This is a genomic window from Pantoea sp. OXWO6B1 (genome assembly GCF_001641135.1).
Lineage (GTDB): Bacteria > Pseudomonadota > Gammaproteobacteria > Enterobacterales > Enterobacteriaceae > Pantoea > Pantoea allii.
The window spans coordinates 1231456-1249028 of the sequence record NZ_LWLR01000001.1; the positions used below are offsets into that span (position 1 = coordinate 1231456).

Here is a 17573-nt window from a genome sequence, read left to right on the forward strand (position 1 = left end):
AGCATGTTGTCTGACCGCGTTGTGCCGCAGGTCTCGCAGGTGATCGATCGCGGTGATATTGAAAAAACCGTGCTGGCCACCGGCATTCTTAAACCCTCTGTGCAGGTGAACGTGGGCGCACAGGTCAACGGCCAGTTAAAAAAGCTCTATGTGCGTGCCGGCGATCGGGTCACCAAAGGGCAGTTGCTGGCGGAAATTGATCCAACACTGCAACAGAGCGAACTGCGTAAATCCGAGGCCGAGCTGGACAGTGCGATGGCGCAGAAACAGGCGTCGTTATTTACCTTAACCCAGTACCAGCAGGAGCTGAAACGCCAGCGGCAGATGGATCGTGAAGGATCAGGCACCAAAAGCAACCTGGAGCAGGCGCAGGCCAGAGTGGATACCCAGAAGGCACAGATCAAAGTGAATGAAGCGCAGATCGTGCAGGCGCAGATGGCGCTGGAAACGGCGAAAGCCAACCTGGGCTATACGCGCATTCTGGCACCGATGGACGGTCAGGTGCTGGGGATCGTCACCAAAGAGGGCCAGACCGTGGTCTCCTCGCAAACCGCGCCGACGATCCTGGTGCTGGCGAACGTGGACACCATGACGGTGCAAACACGTATTTCAGAAACCGACATCCTGAAAGTCCATCCCGGCCAGCCGCTGTCCTTCTACGTGGTCGCGGACCCGCATCATCGTTATCACAGCGTGATGGGCGCGTTGCAGGACGCGCCTGACGAGGCCTTACAGGATAGCAGCCTGCGCGGTCAGCCTCAGCAGTCTTCCGCCGTGTATTACAACGGCGTGTTCAGCGTGCCGAATCCCGACCACCGGCTGCGCACCTCCATGACGGCACAGGTCTTTATCGTCACCGAACAGGTCAAAAACGCGTTACGCCTGCCGGTGATGGCGCTGGGTCAGCCGCAGGGTGATGGCCGCTACGCTGTGCAGGTTGTGAAAGGGGAGACAACCGAACAGCGGCTGGTGCGCGTGGGGATCAACGACCGGCAGTTTATTGAAGTGAAAGAGGGCCTGCGTGAAGGCGAACGTGTGGTCACGCAAAACACCGCAGGGGCCGCCAATGGCTAGCGCGCCGGTGATTGAACTCTCTCATATCTCCCGTCGTTTTGGGACGGGCAACGCAGCGGTGACGGTGCTGAAGGACATTTCCCTGCGTGTGCACGCCGGTGAAATGCTGGCGATTGTCGGCGCATCCGGCTCCGGTAAGTCCACGTTGATGAATATTCTGGGGTGCCTGGATAAACCCTCAGAAGGCGAGATGCGCATTATGAATGTGTCCACTCAGGTCGCGACGAGTGACGAGCTGGCACAACTGCGCAGTCAGTATCTGGGGTTTATTTTTCAGCGCTATCACCTGATGCCTTATCTGACCGCCATCGAGAACGTCACGATCCCGGCGCTGTATACCGACATGCCCGTTTCGGCGCGTCAGTCGCGTGCCCAATATCTGCTGGAGCGCCTGGGGCTGGGGCAGCGCATGCACTACCGACCAGCGCAGCTTTCCGGTGGTCAGCAGCAGCGCGTCAGTATCGCGCGCGCCCTTATGAACGGCGCGCCGGTGATTCTGGCGGATGAACCCACCGGCGCACTCGACAGCGCCAGCGGGCAGGCGTTGATGGGCATTCTGCATGGTCTGCACCAGGCCGGTCATACGCTCATTATCGTGACGCACGACCGCAGCATCGCCGCGCAGTGTCAGCGCATTGTGGAAATCCACGACGGCCAGATCGTCGCCGACCATGCCAACCCGGCGAGCCAACAGGGCCAGCCGCAGGGATTACCCACGGTTGCCGCGACCGGACGCACCACCGTCTGGCAAAGCATCAAAGAAGCGCTGCGCATGGCGTGGCGTTCGCTGCTGGGGCATCGCATCCGCGCGTTTCTTTCCATGCTCGGCATCATTATCGGCATCGCCTCTGTGGTGTCCTCGATGGCGGTGGGCGAGGGCGCGCGGCAAAACATTCTGAGCCAGATAAGCCAGTTGGGCACCAGCACCATCGAAATCCAGCCCGGTCTGGGCTGGGATCAGCCGCGCCCGGATTTTGAGCGGTCGCTGACGCTGGAAGACGTGGCGCTGCTGGGCAAACAGCCCTTTACCGACAGCCTGTCGCCGGTGGTGAGCAAAACCGTGCGGGCGATTCGTGGGGGGAAACAGGTGCTGGTATCGCTGCTGGGCGTGAGCAACGGTTTCTTCCGCGTGCAGGGCCTGCATTTTGTTGCCGGCAACCGTTTTACGCCACGCGACCTCGACGATCGTGAGCCGGTGATCATCATCGATCCCAACGTGCGCAGCACGCTGTTTGCCGACGGGCAGGAACCGCTGGGCGAGATTATCCAGCTTGGCGGGGTGCCGTTCCGGGTCATTGGCGTGGCGGATAAGCACGGGCCGAAGTCTGTCGGCGAGCAGCCAGGTGCCTGGATACCTTATACCTCGCTGCTTGAACGCATGTCGGGTGATACACCGCTACAGTCCATTACCCTGCGCATTGCTGACGGTTATCCGATTGAAACGGCGCAGCAGCAGATTGAGCAACGGCTGGACTCGGCCCATGGCAAACGCGATTTCTTCACCCTGACCAACGATCAACTGACGAAGACGATCCGCAAAACCTCAGAATCCATGACGTTGCTGATCACGGCGATTGCCGGGATCTCGCTGCTGGTGGGCGGCGTGGGCGTGATGAACATCATGCTGGTATCCGTGACGGAGCGCACCCATGAGATCGGCATTCGTCTCTCTGTCGGGGCGCGTCCGGTGGACATCATGCGCCAGTTCCTGATTGAAGCGATGGTGATTTGTACGCTTGGCGGCCTGACAGGCATTGTCGGATCGGGCATCGCGGGGCTGATTTTTTCTCAGGTTACCCAGGAGTTCCGCATGATTTTCACCTGGCCGCCCATCCTTCTGGCCTGCGGGTTTTCCGCGCTGATCGGGCTGGGGTTTGGCTTTTTCCCGGCGCGCAACGCCGCCCGGCTGCACCCGACCGAGGCGCTGGCACGCGAATGAACAGGCTGACGCAATTCTCCACGGTGCTGATGGCGCTGATGCTGACCGGCTGCGGCCAGGCACTGAAAAGCGACTATCAGCGGCCTTTGCTCTCGGTGCCTGACGCCTGGCGCGTACAGGATACCGGCGAAGGCGTGGCGACATTCACCCCGCACTGGTGGGACAACTTTGGCGATCCGCAGCTGTCGCGGCTTATCGTCGCCGCGCTGCAAAGTAATCACGATTTAGCCCTGGCGGGCATCAAGCTTAAGCAGGCACGGCTGGCGGCGGGCCTGTCCGATCTCACGCTGACGCCTGATTTTTCGGTCAACGCCAGCGCCAGTAACAGTAAGAATTTACGGCGTGATACGGCGTCCGTGGAAAATTACAGCAACACGCTGACGGCGGCGTATGAACTGGATCTGTGGGGAAAACTGGCGCGCACGCGTGAGCAGTCGGACTGGCAGGCCAAAGCCTCAGAACAGGATTTGCGTGCCACCGCCCTGACGTTGATCGGCACGGTGTCCCAGCTCTACTGGCAGATAGCCAGTCTGAATCAGCAAATCGGGAACCTGCAGCGCAGTCTGGACATTGCCCGGGATACGCTGCTGCGGGTGACGTCGCGCTGGAAAGCCGGGGATCTCGGCCAGCTTGATTATCTGCAGGCGCAACAAACGGTGCTGAACCGGGAAAACAGCCTGCACGATCTCAGTCAGCAGCGCGAGGAAAGCCGTAACGCCCTCGCGATTTTACTGAGCCGTCCGCCGGGGCAATATCCGGCAGAGCGCCGTTCGCTGGACAGCGAACAGTCTGTGCCGGTGGCGCAGCGCCTGCCGCTGGAGACGATAGCCAAACGGCCGGATGTGCGGGCCGCCGAGCTGAACCTGCGCGCGGCGCTGGCCGGTTCGGACGTGGCACGGCTGAATTTTTATCCCACGCTGACGCTCAATGCCTCCCTGAATGCCGGGGCGTCGGTGTTCCAACAGTGGTTCAGCAATCCCGCCAGAACGCTCGGATCGGCGCTCGATCTGCCCTTTATCCAGTGGAATAAGGTGCGACTGACGATTGCACAGTCCGATCTGGAGGTGCAAAGCGCGGCCATCCAGTTCCAGAAAACCGCCTACAGCGCGTTACAGGACATCGACAACGCGATGTCACAGCGCCTGACCTGGCAGCAGGAAAAACAGCGGCAGCGGGATAACCTCGCACTGAGCCAGCAAAGGCTGACGCTGGTGGAAAGCCAGTATCGCCACGGTGCCGTGGCCTATCAAACGCTGCTGGATGCGCAGAATACGCTGCTGGACAGCGAAAACGCGCTGCTGAACACGCAATACAACTACCTCTATTCCACGATGAAGCTCTGGCTGGCGCTGGGCGGCGGGGAAGACGACACAGTGAATCACTAAGGATGAATCATGCAAATGGACAGTTTACAGGCGGCGAACGCGCCACGTCGGGTGGTGGTCACCGGTTATGGTGCGGTCACGCCATTGGGGATGAATGCCGCTGAAAGCTGGGCGGCCATCATGGACTACAAACCCGGCTATCGCTATTGCGACAAGTCTGCCGCAGGGATCAAATCCCGTTTTTACGGGCTGATCGATGAAGAACCCTCACTCAACGGCGTTCCTGCCGCGATCCGCCGCCGCCTGCCGCGTTTCGCGCGGCTTACCCTGGCCGCCGCGCGGGAAGCCATGCAGATGGCTTTTGGTGATGAAAAGCCCGGGCAGCACTACGATCTGCGCGATTGCGGCGTCATCATGGGTACCGGCTGGGCGGGGCAGGACGAAACCCAGTTGCATTATGAGGACTTCCTGCGCACCGGCGTAGGATCGCCGTTTGGCTGTTTCTTCTCCATGCCCAACGCCGCCACGGCGGCCGTCAGTCTGTTGTGGGCGCTTCGGGGATACCAGAACACGCCGGTGGCCGCCTGTGCGACCGGCACCATCGCCGTGGGCGATGCCTTTGAGCTGATCCGCCAGGGGCGCGCCAACATGATGCTGGCAGGCGCAGGCGAGTCGCTGCGCTCGGATTCGGCGGTATGGAATATTGATGTGCTGGGCGCGCTGGCCAGTGAGCAAACGGCGTTAACCCGTGCCTGCTGCCCGTTTAGCCAGCATCGCAACGGCTTTGTCCTGAGCGAAGGGGCGGCGGTGCTGTGCCTGGAAGCACGGGAATCCGCCATAGCGCGCGGTGCGACAATACTGGGCGAAATTCTCGGCTACGGCAATTACTCGGACGCCTTCGATTTTACCGCACCGGCTGACGACAAAATTGCCCGGGTACAGACCATTCGCGGCGCGCTGAACCAGGCCGGTATTGACGCCAGCGCACTGGATTACATTAATGCGCACGGCACCTCCACGCCGCTTAACGATCTCAACGAAACCGAGGCGCTCAAAATGGCGCTGGGTGAGGCGGCGGCTTATGCCACGCCCTGTTCCAGTACCAAATCCTATAGCGGTCATCTGATCGCGGCCGCAGGCAGCTTTGAATCCATTATCTGCCTGCAGGCCTTGCAGCATCAGATTATCCCCGCCACCTGCCATCTCGATGCGCCCGATCCGCAGTGCGATCTGGACTATGTGCCCAATAAGCACCGTCCGGCGGCGTTGAACACAACGCTCAACCTGAGTTTTGGCTTCGGCGGCGCGAACGCGGCGCTGGTTATCGGTCGGGGGGAATAAAGCATGTCGGTGCGTTATACGCTGCGTGACGCGGAGCGCTGGGCCGCGTTTTCCGGAGACCGCAATCCGATTCATTTTGATGCCGCCGAGGCGAGACGTCTCGGCCTGGACGGATTATGCGTCCACGGTATGCGCGCGCTGCTGGATGTGAAGGCCGGACTCAGCCAGGCGCTGGAAAAACACACATTGTGGTCGGACGGTCTGCTGTTCACCAGCCGGCTGCGCGATCCCGTGCTGTGCAGCGTTCCCTATCAGCTGGCGTTAAACGAAACGCACACCGGTGACCGGGTACAGATCAGCGGCAACCTGGTTAACAGCTACACCCTGCAGAGCAGCATCAGCAGCAAGCTGACCGAGGCGAAACCGCTGGCGTTATCGCCGGTCAGCCAGGCGAAGACCCTGCGTGGGGCGGCGCTGGCGGCACTGTATCGCCAGTTTCAGGCGGTGGAAAATCTCCCTATTCCGTTATGGAGCTTTTTTGATGCCGTGCTGTTTCGTCAACTGGTGAACGCCCCGGAAACGCTCGACACCGTACACCGTCTTCTGCCCGATCATCACGCGACCTGCCTGGGGGACATATTCAGCCGGGTACAGGTGGTGCAGACCCATCATCAGACCCATTTTTCGCCGTGGCTGCTCCAGACGGCGGGAAACGCGCTGCAATGTGAACCCTTGCATTATGCCATCCAGCCGACGCTGGTCATGGGCGAAAAAGCGGCCGGTCTGGTGTTAGTGACGGGCATTCAGGCATGGCGCATCAATGAGCCGCTGATGACCGTCACGGTAACGTTGAAAACCGGGCCGCTGGCTGAATAACAACATATCTAAACCACTAACCAAAAATTCGATCTGAACATAAGTAAATCATTGAACTAAAGGAATAAAAAATGGCTCAATTTGATGAAGTTTACACCAAGGTATGCGAGATGCTGTGTGATGCAAAAGATCTGGAGATGACCAGTCTCCGGCCGGACATGCCGCTGTATCTGCTGAAACTCGACAGTCTGGATTATGTGGAACTGATGGTGCTGGCGAAGCGAGAGTTTGGCGTCACGATTGAGGCCGAGATGTTCGCCAGTAACGTCAACATGACGCTGAGCGAGTTGTGCGAGTACCTCAGCGAAAAAAGCCAGTAAGCCATGCGTAATCAATGGATCTTAGTCACCGGTGGAAGCCGTGGGATTGGCCGTGCGACGGTATTGCGGCTGGCAAAACAGTGGAATGTGGTGTTCACCTGGTGCAAGGATGAAAGCGCAGCGCGCGAGGTGGAGCTTGCCTGCAAGGCGTTGCCCGGCAGGGTGGAAGGTTATCAATGTGACGGCGGGGATGAGCAGGCGGTGACCCGGCTGGCGACCGATCTGCTGGCGCGCTACGGTGCGCCCTATGCGTTGGTCCACAATGCCGGTATTACCCTTGATGCCCTGCACATTCATCAAACCCCGGCGAACTGGCGTAAGGTGATGGACACCAACCTGAATACTCTCTTCTACTGGAATCATCATCTGCTCGAACCCATGATGATGCAGGGGACAGGCTCGGTGGTGCTGATGTCGTCGGTGACCGGCGTGAAAGGCAACAGCGGGCAAAGCGCCTATGCGGCAAGCAAAGCCGCGATGATTGGTCTGGCGCGCACCTTAGCGGTGGAACTGGGTCGCTTTGGGGTGCGGGTCAACAGTCTGTTGCCTGGCTATATTGACACCCAGATTATGGCCACCATCCCCAACGCCAAACGGGCGGAACTGCGAAAAACTATTCCGCTGAAACGCTTTGGCAAAGTGGATGAAGTGGCGGGTGCCGTCGCCTGGCTGGTCAGTGACGACAGCACCTATATGACCGGTCAAACCCTCATTCTGGATGGCGGTCTTTCTGCCTGATCCCCGGCCTGATCTCTGCTCTGCTTAAACAGGACGTGACCCGTCCTGTTTTTTTTACTGACGACCACCTGTCAGGCGCGTTCTGCCTCTTTCCTGCTGGCTATCCTTAACCTGTCCCTTCTGCGGCTGATTGCACTCAACGGCACTCAATGCGGCGGGCAAAAGGGGCCTTTCGCCGGGTCAGTCAGCCTCATCTAAAAAACGTTGCACGGCTCTTATCGAATCCGGCGCGGGATCTGAGATAAATCCTTGTAAATACGTGCGCCTAAATAAGTCATCCCGGCCAGAAAAGCACAGAAAGGGTGGGCATAAGCCGTTAGTCAGGCGTTTTAGGTCGTGCGGTAACGGCGTTGATGTTAAATAAAACCATTAATCCGTAGATTAAATGCTGTGAGAAATTTAAAATGTTAATGTAATTAAATCCCTCGGTTATATCCTCACAGTTTCACGGGGATTAATCCCGCCGTTTTTTTCATTGCCTTCTGTTTGATGTATTGTCTGTTAAGACGTATATTAAAAATACATCCGTAAGTTATTCACGTGTTACGTAAAGGAGGTTTTATAAACAGCCGGGAAAACTGATCGCTATTATTGCACAAAACATCCTTCGCACGCGCTGTATTAATGCGCGCGTATTGACCCTGTCAGAAAAGCATTTCTGGGTGAGTGCCACCGGACTGAATGTTTATCTGAGACCACATGAATATGAAGAGACACTATGAAAAATCGTAAATACCTGACGCCGTCTGAAGTCGAGAAGCTGCTTGAAGCGACCCTGCACGGCAAGCACCCAGAGCGGGATTACTGCCTGATCTGGATGTGTTTCATCCACGGCTGTAGAGTCAGTGAAATCAGCAGCTGGCGACTGTCCGATATCGATATAGAGGGGAATAATATTTATATTCATCGATTAAAAAACGGCTTTTCTACCGTTCATCCGCTTTACCGACGTGAACGTAAATCATTATCGCTGTGGATGAATAAAAGAAATCATTATCGTGGTGCGGAAACAGACTGGTTATTTCTTTCTAACCGAGGCACAAAATTATCCCGGCAACGCATTTACTGGTTAATCCGAAATTATAGTCAGGCGGCAAATCTGACAATTAATGCGCATCCTCATATGTTAAGACATGGCTGTGGTTTTGCGCTGGCTGACCGGGGAATAGATACCCGTTTGATTCAGGATTATTTAGGCCATCGTAATATACAGAACACCGTTATCTATACGGCAAGTAACGCGCAGCGATTCAAAGAAGTGTGGTAAATAAGCTGTAACGAGTTATTACAATGGAGTCATTTTGAACTAAATTGGAGCTTACTTTAGTGAGCTGTTATATTCCTGTCAATACTGTTTGTATTATCGAGTAACATTTTATTTTAACTATTTAAATTTCAAAGTGTTATGTGAAGATTTTCTGTTTAATTACCTCCCTGCACCCCTCGGTTTTTTCTTATCTCTGTGTCACCCCTTTATATTCCGCATTACGTTAGCTTAAAAAATACTATATCTATATCTTCTTAAATCGTTTTTTTTAAGTGTTTTATCCTGAGTTATCCCTGTTTTAAGGTGTAAAAAACCAAAGGAGTCACTTTAGTTCAAAATGAATCGTTTGTCTTTCGGGTAAAACCGTTCGGCGATTTATTAATTTGAGACGGAGTCTCATGAACTAAATAAAGGAATGACAGATGGTTTTGTCATAACGAATTCGATCGCCGCGTTATAGGCATATCGATTTTAATTGTTTACAGGATAATTCTCGTGAAAAAAACGCTTATTGCTATTGCTCTGATGGCGACTTCCGCTATTTCTTCTTCTGCTTTCGCTTCTGATGGCGCCGTGAACTTCACCGGAACCATTACCGATGCAGCCTGTACGATTGACACCGCGTCTCAGAACCAGGACGTGTTCCTGGGCAACATCGCACGTACCGCTTTCGCGGGTGCTGGTTCTCTGGCTGCGCCGAAGAAATTCACTCTGGTCCTGACTAACTGCCCTGACACCGTAACGGGTGCAACCGTACGTTTTGACGGTACCCAGGTTTCTGGCGACAACAGCATTCTGGCCCTGACCGCTGGCGACAGCACAGCAACAGGTGTGGGTGTGCAGATTTCTGACAGCCAGAACCGGGTCGTCCCGCTGTATGAAGATTCTTCGGTTTACCCTCTGGTCAGCACCGGTCCTAACAACCTGGACTTCAGTGCGCGCTACATCTCTGTAGCGGATTCCGTCACCGTGGGTGATGCAAACGCGGTAACCCAGTTCACCGTCGTTTATCAGTAATTTCGCGTTCGTAGTAGCAGATCAGAGGCCGCTGTTGCCTCTGATCTTTTTGAATGTTTCAGGGCAGGTAGGGACACCATGAAGAATTGGCGCAAAACAGCGTTGGCAGTGGTATTAACGACTTTTTGCACGATCGCGCAGGCTGGCGTCGTCGTCGGCGGCACGCGTCTGATCTATGACGGTGCAAACAAAGAGTCATCCATCAATATCAGTAATCCCGACAAAAACGTGTACTTGATCCAGTCATGGGTGGACAGCGGGGATACCGCGCCGGGCGCACAGGCGAATAAAGCCCCGTTTATCGTGACGCCGCCTTTATTCCGTCTGGACGGGAATCAGCAAAACATTTTGCGCGTGGTACGGGCAGGTGGCGATCTGCCAGAGAACAAAGAGTCGCTGTTCTGGCTCAATATCAAATCCATTCCTTCTGTAGAGAAGCGGCAAAACACCCTGCAAATTGCGGTGAAAACGCGTATCAAACTGATTTTCCGTCCGGCTGGTCTGAAAAGCACGCTGGAAGAGGCGGCCAAAACGCTGACCTGGAAACGAGTGGGTAACCAGCTTCAGGTGACGAATCCCTCTCCGCATTACATCACCTTTTTCAACGTCAGGATCAACGGCACTGACGTCAAAAATGCCACCCTGGTCGCCCCTGAGTCCGATGCCATGTTCGATTTGCCGGCCAGCGTCGCCGGCGGATCGCTGACCTGGCAGTTTATCAATGACTATGGCGGTACCAGCAAGGTTCTGACGGGCAGTCTCTGATCTCGTCGTCGGGGGGCGCATTACGCCTGTCGCCTATAAGGAAGTGATGCACGCAGGCGCCAAACTGCGTGATGAGTTGGAACAAACACAATGAAAAAAATAACAAATATTCCCGCGTCAGCCGGTTTCAAACTGTCCTGTCTTGCACAGCTCGTGGCCTGTCAGGTTGCGTTGTTCATCGGCGGAACGGGTGTGGTCAGTGCAGCGGAATACTTCAACCCGGCCTTATTAGAAATCGATAACCCTGTACAGGGAAAAGCGGATTTATCCATTTTCGAAGACGGCGAATTGCAGCCACCCGGCACCTATCGTGTGGATATTTATCTTAATGGTTCCGAGGTCGATACACAGGATGTCACCTTTACCCTTGCAACGGATGCGTCCGGTAAGCAACGCCTTCAGCCCTGTCTGAGTGGCGAGCAGTTGCGGGAGATGGGCGTAAGAATTGGCATGTTCCCGGATATTCAGGCCACGGATGCCTGCGCCAATTTTACCGAGGCAATAGCGCAATCCTCCGCAATATTCCGTTTCGATCAGCAGCGGCTGGAACTGAGCATTCCGCAGGCGGCGTTAAATTCGCAAGCGCGCGGTTATGTCTCGCCAGAGCTGTGGGACCCGGGCATTCCGGCATTGCTGCTCAATTACAGCTTCAGCGGTGCCAACACCGAAGCGCGGGAAAATGATGCCCGAAACACGAATACCTATTATCTGAACCTGCGTTCCGGCGCAAACCTTGGTGCCTGGCGTCTGCGCAACTACTCAACGTGGAACCGGGACAGCAAAGGGCAAGACAGCTGGAACTCCATCAATACTTACCTGCAGCGCGATATCCAGATACTGCGGAGTCAGCTGACGCTGGGCGACAGTAACTCGCCAACGGAAGTGTTTGATACCGTGCCTTTCCGTGGCATTCAACTCGCGTCTGACGACGATATGTTGCCAGACAGCAAGAAGGGCTATTCACCTGTCGTACGCGGCATCGCGCAGAGTAATGCCCAGGTCACCATCCGCCAGAACGGCTATGTGATCTATCAGAGCTATGTCCCTGCCGGGCCGTTTGCCATTTCTGACCTTTATCCAACGGCGGGCAGTGGCGATCTGAATGTGACCATCAAAGAAGCGGACGGCACCGAACGCACCCTGATCGTTCCTTTTGCTTCCGTACCGGTTCTTCAGCGTGAAGGGCACCTGAAATACAGCTTCACCAGCGGTCAGTACCGGTCGTACAACGATGAGGTCGAAAAAACGCCCTTTACGCAGGGCACCGCCATCTATGGTTTGCCACATGGCGCGACCGTCTACGGCGGGCTGCAGGCCGCGAGTAAATACCAGTCGCTGGCCCTTGGTCTGGGACAAAATATGGGGCGCATCGGGGCACTTTCTGCTGACGTGACCCAGGCGTGGAGCCGCCAGGAGAATGCCGTGAAAGAAAACGGGCAGTCCTATCGCCTGCGCTACGGTAAGAGCTTCGTTGAAACCGGAACCAACTTCAGCCTTGCCAGTTACCGTTATTCGACGGCGGGATTTTATACCCTGCAGGAAGCGCTCGAAAGCTACGGCAGAGGCAATGACGATAACCGCGATCACAAGAAGAGCCGTGCCGAACTCACGCTCAGCCAGAACTTATGGCAGCAGGGGGGCGCACTCTCGCTGAGCCTGGTGAAAGAAGCCTACTGGAATAACAACCGCTCCAGTGAGTCGGCCAGCATCGGCTACAACAACACCTGGAAAGGGATCTCATACGGTGTGAACTACAGCTATAACCGCAACGGCATGGACGGCAATGGCAACCGCACCTATTACACCGACCAGATTATCGCCCTGAACCTCAGCGTGCCATTGAGCAAATGGCTGCCGGGCAGTTATGCCACCTATAACCTGAACAGCAGCAAAAATGGCAATACCTCGCATAACGTGGGCCTAAGCGGTACGGCGTTACGTGACGACAACCTGAATTACAGCCTCAGTCAGGGTTACACCACTCAGGGGCAAGGCGCGAACGGCTATGCCAGTGCCGACTATAAAGGCACTTACGGTGAAATGAACGCCGGTTACGGCTATGACCACAGCCAGCGCCGCATGGATTATGGCCTGCAGGGCGGCATTGTGGTCCATGAAAATGGGGTCACGCTTTCACAGCCCCTGAGTGAAACGCTGGTGTTGGTGAAAGCCCCGGGCGCGAACGATGTGAGCATCGCCAGCAATACCGGGGTACGAACCGACTGGCGCGGTTATGCCGTCGTACCTTACGCCACCGCCTATCGCCGTAACCAGATTTCGCTTGATACCGCGACCTTGCCGGACAACGTGGATATGACGCTGACCAGTGCGTCGGTCATCCCCACGCGGGGGGCCGTGGTGCGTGCAGACTTCAAGCCAAACGTGGGCCAACGCGTGCTGATGACGCTCACCCGCGCTAACGGCGAGCCGGTGCCGTTTGGCGCAACCGCGGGCATTGATGATGACAAAAAGAGCACTGGCAGCATTGTCGGCGACGGTGGGCAGGTTTATCTGTCGGGCATGCCGGATAGGGGAACGCTGACGGTGAAATGGGGGACTGCGGCGGCACAGACCTGCCGGGTGAGTTATCGCCTGAATGAACAGTCGGCCACCTCGGGGATTCAACTTATTAATGGAGCCTGCCGGTAAGGCGGAACAGGGATATGAACGAACGCATGCAGACCTTTATTCTGGACACGACCTCACACCGCAATTCGTTGCGCCGTTCTTTCGGGGGCAAACGCGCAGCCTGGCTTTGCCTGGCGCTGGCGGGCGGCATGTTAAGTGCCCAGGCGCAGGCAAGTGATTGCGCCCCGACAGACGGGACAAAATCGTACAACTTCAATATGTCTTACCTGCTGGCGGACCCGTCACAGAACACCACGGGCAGGGTGATTAACAATGCCTATCAGTGGAATCTCAGCGGGAACTACAACGTGACCTGCTCATGTACCGGCAGCTATACCGGGGCCTACGTCACGGCAAAAGTGCCGGATACCGGGCTGGTCTACAGCGACGGTAATCTCAATTATTACAGCATCAACGAATATCTGGCGGTGGCCAGCGAGGTTTACATCGCCGGCGGTTATGGTGCAAACAGGGCAACACCGTTCACCAGCGTCAGCAACCTGAACAGCGCGACCAACTGCGGCAGGTATCCTTACGCCACCGGCTCACGCGGTTCGATCTCACTGTATTTTCAGCGGCCCTTTGTCGGCGAACAAACCATTCCTCTGACGAAGGTGGTTGATGTTTATCTCGCTTCAGATCCGACAACGCAGTCTGGCGTACCGGTTTCAACCGTCTGGATGAGCGGCACGGTAACCGTGCCGCAATCCTGCGAGATCAATGGCGGGGGCGTGATCACCGTTCCTTTCGGCGACATCATGTCAGGGGATATCGCCACCAAAGGGGAAATGGCGAAAAACTTTACGCCGAAGAACGTCAATTTCAACGTCGCCTGCACCAATATTTCCGAGGGCGTGAAGGTCAGCCTCTCTTTCCAGGGAACGCCAGATGCAAACGATCCGACGCTGCTGTCCACCACCAACCGCGACGTAGGCGTCAGGATTCAGGATACCGCTGGCACAACCATCGTGCCGCTGAGTGGACGCTTGCCGCTGAGGATGGATTACGCCTCGCAGGTCGGCACCTCGGGGATTAACTTATTTCCCGTTAACAGCACAGGTCAGGCACCTGAGACCGGGGATTTTTCGGCGACAGCGACGATTCGCGCCGAAATAGAGTAATTCCGTGATGCAACGCGTAAGGGAAACGAAAATGGTTAAGGAAGCAGCGTTCAGTTTGAGCAACAAAGCAAAAACGCCGGCGTTGATACTGTGGCTGACGGCCGTCATGTTGGCCTCGCCGGTGAGGGCGAATACCCAGCTTAATATTACTGGCAACATCAAAGCCTCGCCTTGTCACATTGACCTGCCAGCCAGCGGATTGAATGTGGATTTAGGCCAGAACATTTTAGCGACATCCCTGGCTGAGGCGGGCGCGTCAACCGACTGGCGACCCTTTTCGATTGTCCTGAGCGAATGCCCGGCATCGACGCGGGAGGCGACGATGACGCTGAACGGCGTGGCGGATGAGGTCGAAAGCACGATGTACGCGAATACAGGCACCGCCTCTCAGGTACAAATCGAGGTGCAAAGCCGTGACGGTGTGCCGCTCGGCAACGCCACGCAAAGGGTACAGCGCGTGGATAACGCCGGTCGTGGCACCACCTTCGAGATGCAGGCGCGCGCCTACAGTGCGCAGGGCAATGCCACGCCAGGAACCATTGTTGGAACCATGCAGGTCACCTTTACTTATCAGTAGTTGAAAGGGCACGAACAGAGAGAGGAAAACCCACACAGCACGTCCATCTTCTGGTCGAGAGGAGGCTGCCGTCAGGGCGCGTTACGAAGAAAACAAGGAGGTAAGATGAACGTCGTCACTCATTTAACGCCAGACCCTGCTCCATCAGGCATGTCGCCTGCCGGATCAGGGGTACTGATTATGGATGCCTGCCCGGCGACCGCGCTGGGCATAAAGCAGATCCTGGTCGGGTCATGTGGAATAACCGATGCCATCAGCTATGTGCAAAGTCTGGCGGGCATCTCATCGCGCGTGGCCAGCGCGCCGCCAGCGCTACTGATTATGGATATCTGCGGCGAAAAAGAGCGCATGCTGGATGGACTGCGCCTCTTGGGGCAACTGCATGAAACCTGCCCGGCCCTGAAGATCATTATCTGCACGGATTTCAGCGACTACCGGATACTTGAGATGCTTGTCTCCTCGAAAGCGCACGGCATTTTGTTAAAACACGAACCGGCACTCGCGCTGGCGCAGGGTGTCACCCGATGTCTCGCTGGCGAGCGGCAGTGGCTAAGCCCCAAAGTGCAGCAGTTGCTGGCAAAGACCACCCCGAAAAATACCGCGCTGACAGCCAGAGAGCTGGATGTTCTTGCTTACCTGTTTTCCGGCCTGAGCGTTTCCCGGGTGGCGCAGGCGCTTCATCGCGATATCCGAACCATCAGTACCCATAAGCGCAATGCCATGGTGAAGCTGGGTTTTCACAATGACAGTGAACTCTTTGCGCAGGGCACCTGGATGGCGCAAATCGGTCCCGCTACCGGACTTTAAGCGTTACCTCTGGATGTGTTTCTTAATGGATAAACGGCCGGCAGCCCCGGCCTGCAAGGAGCAACCGCCTGATGAATCAGACCTGCACATCGCCCCGCACCGTGGCGCTAATGGACAGCCATCCTTTAACGCTCGCTGGCCTCTCGACGCTCATTGAGTCTGTCGATACAGACTGTGACATCATCATTCGGGAACCGAGCCTGGGCAAAATGTTCGATGCCCTGATGTACCAGTCCGTGGATATCCTTATCACCGACTTGCAGAGCGCGGAGGAGACGCTCCAGGAAGGCATTGATCTCTTACTGCGCCTGAACGCGCAGTTCCCCGACATGAATATTGTGGTGTATACCTCATGCCATGACAGTAACGGACTGCGGACCTTACTGAATCATTACAATATCAGCGTGATCGCACGCGGGGAATCCCTGGCCAATACACAGGAATTCTTCAAACAGGCGTTTGAACAGAAGCGTGTGCTCAGCCCCAAAATCTGCTGTGACCTTGCACGAATCAATGAAACCCATCACTGTACGCCGTCGAAATTAACGCGCAGCGAACGTGATGTTTTAAGGCACCTTTTTAATGGCATGGATTTGCAACAGATTGCGCGGATGAAGCAGTTAAGTATCAAGACGATTAGCGCCCATAAATGCAATGCGATGCGAAAACTCGATGTCAGGACCGACGCAGAGTTGTTTCTACAGTTAAATACTATGTTTAATCAAGGATTCGATTTCTCATGATCCAACACGCGCATTTGAGCAGCCTGTGTCAGTGTGTTCGTAATAAGGCACCGATTATCGTCCTTTCTGATAATTACTGGTTGTATTTCGGTGTCTCACAACTGTACCCGCATTCGAAGGTTATCCACGTCAGGTTTCTTGATGAAGCGCTTTATCGCAAGTTATGGGGTAATGCTGATTCAGTCATATTAATTATTGATAACGATATCTTTATTCAGGGTGAGTGGTTATCGATGCTGGGGATGTTTGAGGTCTGTACGTTCCTGAAAATCATCTGGCTAAAAGGGGATAAAACCGGCGCATTTATTCCCGTCGATCATGCCAAAAGTTTTCTGGTCGAGAAGAAAAAAGCCCTTTTCGAATTTGAACGTGATTTGAATGACATTTTTTGCGGCCAGGAATTACGGATCGCGAAAAGTCCATGCACAAGTTTAACCAAAAAAGAGCGCTATATGATTAAATACCTGGCCGCCGACCAGGATATTCAGACCATCTCTGAGCGTGCCTGCTTATCTCTGAAGTCAGTCTACCATGTCCGATCAACACTGATGAGCAAGCTTGGCTTCGACAATGCATATTTCTTTCAGCTTATCCTTTTCAAAAATATCGACATACTCTTTCCCTTTTTTACCAACAGAACGCACGCATTTCATGTCCAGCAGCGTCAGTGAGCCATGAGGCAGGTTGAACCTGTTGAGCCAGAAAAACAGGGTGCTTATTATTCCATGAGGTGACAACCGCACAGAATGGATAAGCGTTTTTCTACCAAAAAGGGAACGCTGAATGTCAGGCTGTCATTTAGCGACTGATCATTTTCCTCATCCTGTGGAACATCAGGTTTAAGATAAATACCAGCATAGATAAATGTATCTGATTGAATGCGGGGCTAAACGAATGTGCCCTTGCACAAGCAAAATGTTCTGGACAAATCACCTTGGATTAAGTTGCTGTTTTTATGGATTTTATTTGTCTTAAAATAATGCCGGTTTGATATGAATTATAAATAATCCTAAAAGCGGGCGTTAAGTTTTAATTTATTATTTTCAGTCTGTTATTGTTAACATTACTGGGGTAAATCATTCTTTTATTTTGTCT

The 17573-nt window shown here is 55.0% G+C and carries 16 protein-coding genes; all 16 read left to right on the plus strand.

From position 1 onward, the window contains the following. Positions 1 to 3: 3 nt before the first annotated feature. Positions 4 to 1074, plus strand: coding sequence for an efflux RND transporter periplasmic adaptor subunit (locus tag A6A26_RS07980; protein WP_082875226.1), 1071 nt, complete (start codon positions 4 to 6; stop codon positions 1072 to 1074). Then, the gene (locus A6A26_RS07985; RefSeq protein ID WP_063878242.1) at positions 1067 to 3013 is read left to right on the plus strand and encodes an ABC transporter permease; all 1947 of its coding nucleotides are present in this window, start codon (positions 1067 to 1069) and stop codon (positions 3011 to 3013) included. The genes A6A26_RS07980 and A6A26_RS07985 overlap by 8 nt, the downstream gene beginning before the upstream one ends. Then, complete coding sequence (locus A6A26_RS07990) at positions 3010 to 4398, plus strand: efflux transporter outer membrane subunit (RefSeq protein ID WP_063878243.1); 1389 nt, start codon at positions 3010 to 3012, stop codon at positions 4396 to 4398. Before A6A26_RS07985 ends, A6A26_RS07990 begins: the two co-directional genes overlap by 4 nt. Positions 4399 to 4413: 15 nt before the next feature. Then, positions 4414 to 5679 carry a beta-ketoacyl-[acyl-carrier-protein] synthase family protein gene (locus tag A6A26_RS07995; protein ID WP_063881093.1) on the plus strand — a complete coding sequence of 422 codons (1266 nt, stop codon included), beginning with the start codon at positions 4414 to 4416 and terminating at the stop codon, positions 5677 to 5679. 3 nt (positions 5680 to 5682) lie between these two features. Continuing rightward, the gene (locus tag A6A26_RS08000) at positions 5683 to 6495 is read left to right on the plus strand and encodes a MaoC/PaaZ C-terminal domain-containing protein (protein ID WP_063878244.1); all 813 of its coding nucleotides are present in this window, start codon (positions 5683 to 5685) and stop codon (positions 6493 to 6495) included. Positions 6496 to 6566: 71 nt separating this feature from the next. Beyond that, positions 6567 to 6815: an acyl carrier protein gene (locus tag A6A26_RS08005; protein ID WP_063878245.1), complete on the plus strand. Its 249-nt coding sequence runs from the start codon at positions 6567 to 6569 to the stop codon at positions 6813 to 6815. Positions 6816 to 6818: 3 nt separating this feature from the next. Then, positions 6819 to 7553, plus strand: coding sequence for an SDR family NAD(P)-dependent oxidoreductase (locus A6A26_RS08010; protein ID WP_063878246.1), 735 nt, complete (start codon positions 6819 to 6821; stop codon positions 7551 to 7553). 718 nt (positions 7554 to 8271) lie between these two features. Then, positions 8272 to 8820, plus strand: coding sequence for a tyrosine-type DNA invertase (locus tag A6A26_RS08015; protein WP_063878247.1), 549 nt, complete (start codon positions 8272 to 8274; stop codon positions 8818 to 8820). 495 nt (positions 8821 to 9315) lie between these two features. Continuing rightward, positions 9316 to 9837, plus strand: coding sequence for a fimbrial protein (locus tag A6A26_RS08020; RefSeq protein ID WP_063878248.1), 522 nt, complete (start codon positions 9316 to 9318; stop codon positions 9835 to 9837). A gap of 78 nt (positions 9838 to 9915) precedes the next feature. Beyond that, entirely contained in the window at positions 9916 to 10602 is a 687-nt protein-coding gene (locus A6A26_RS08025) for a fimbrial biogenesis chaperone (RefSeq protein ID WP_063878249.1), read from the plus strand. A gap of 90 nt (positions 10603 to 10692) precedes the next feature. Next, positions 10693 to 13251 (plus strand): fimbria/pilus outer membrane usher protein, encoded by a 2559-nt coding sequence (locus tag A6A26_RS08030; RefSeq protein ID WP_063878250.1) that lies wholly within the window; start codon positions 10693 to 10695, stop codon positions 13249 to 13251. Between the two features lie 14 nt (positions 13252 to 13265). Continuing rightward, a complete protein-coding gene (locus A6A26_RS08035; protein ID WP_244181367.1) occupies positions 13266 to 14351 on the plus strand; it encodes a fimbrial protein in 1086 nt (361 codons plus the stop codon). Positions 14352 to 14382: 31 nt separating this feature from the next. After that, entirely contained in the window at positions 14383 to 14928 is a 546-nt protein-coding gene (locus A6A26_RS08040; protein ID WP_172823886.1) for a fimbrial protein, read from the plus strand. Between the two features lie 105 nt (positions 14929 to 15033). Further along, complete coding sequence (locus tag A6A26_RS08045) at positions 15034 to 15735, plus strand: LuxR C-terminal-related transcriptional regulator (RefSeq protein ID WP_244915420.1); 702 nt, start codon at positions 15034 to 15036, stop codon at positions 15733 to 15735. A gap of 71 nt (positions 15736 to 15806) precedes the next feature. Then, on the plus strand, positions 15807 to 16478 hold the full coding sequence (locus A6A26_RS08050; RefSeq protein WP_063878251.1) for a response regulator transcription factor: 672 nt from the start codon (positions 15807 to 15809) through the stop codon (positions 16476 to 16478). Beyond that, positions 16475 to 17149 carry a helix-turn-helix domain-containing protein gene (locus A6A26_RS08055; protein WP_063878252.1) on the plus strand — a complete coding sequence of 225 codons (675 nt, stop codon included), beginning with the start codon at positions 16475 to 16477 and terminating at the stop codon, positions 17147 to 17149. The genes A6A26_RS08050 and A6A26_RS08055 overlap by 4 nt, the downstream gene beginning before the upstream one ends. Positions 17150 to 17573 lie beyond the last annotated feature (424 nt).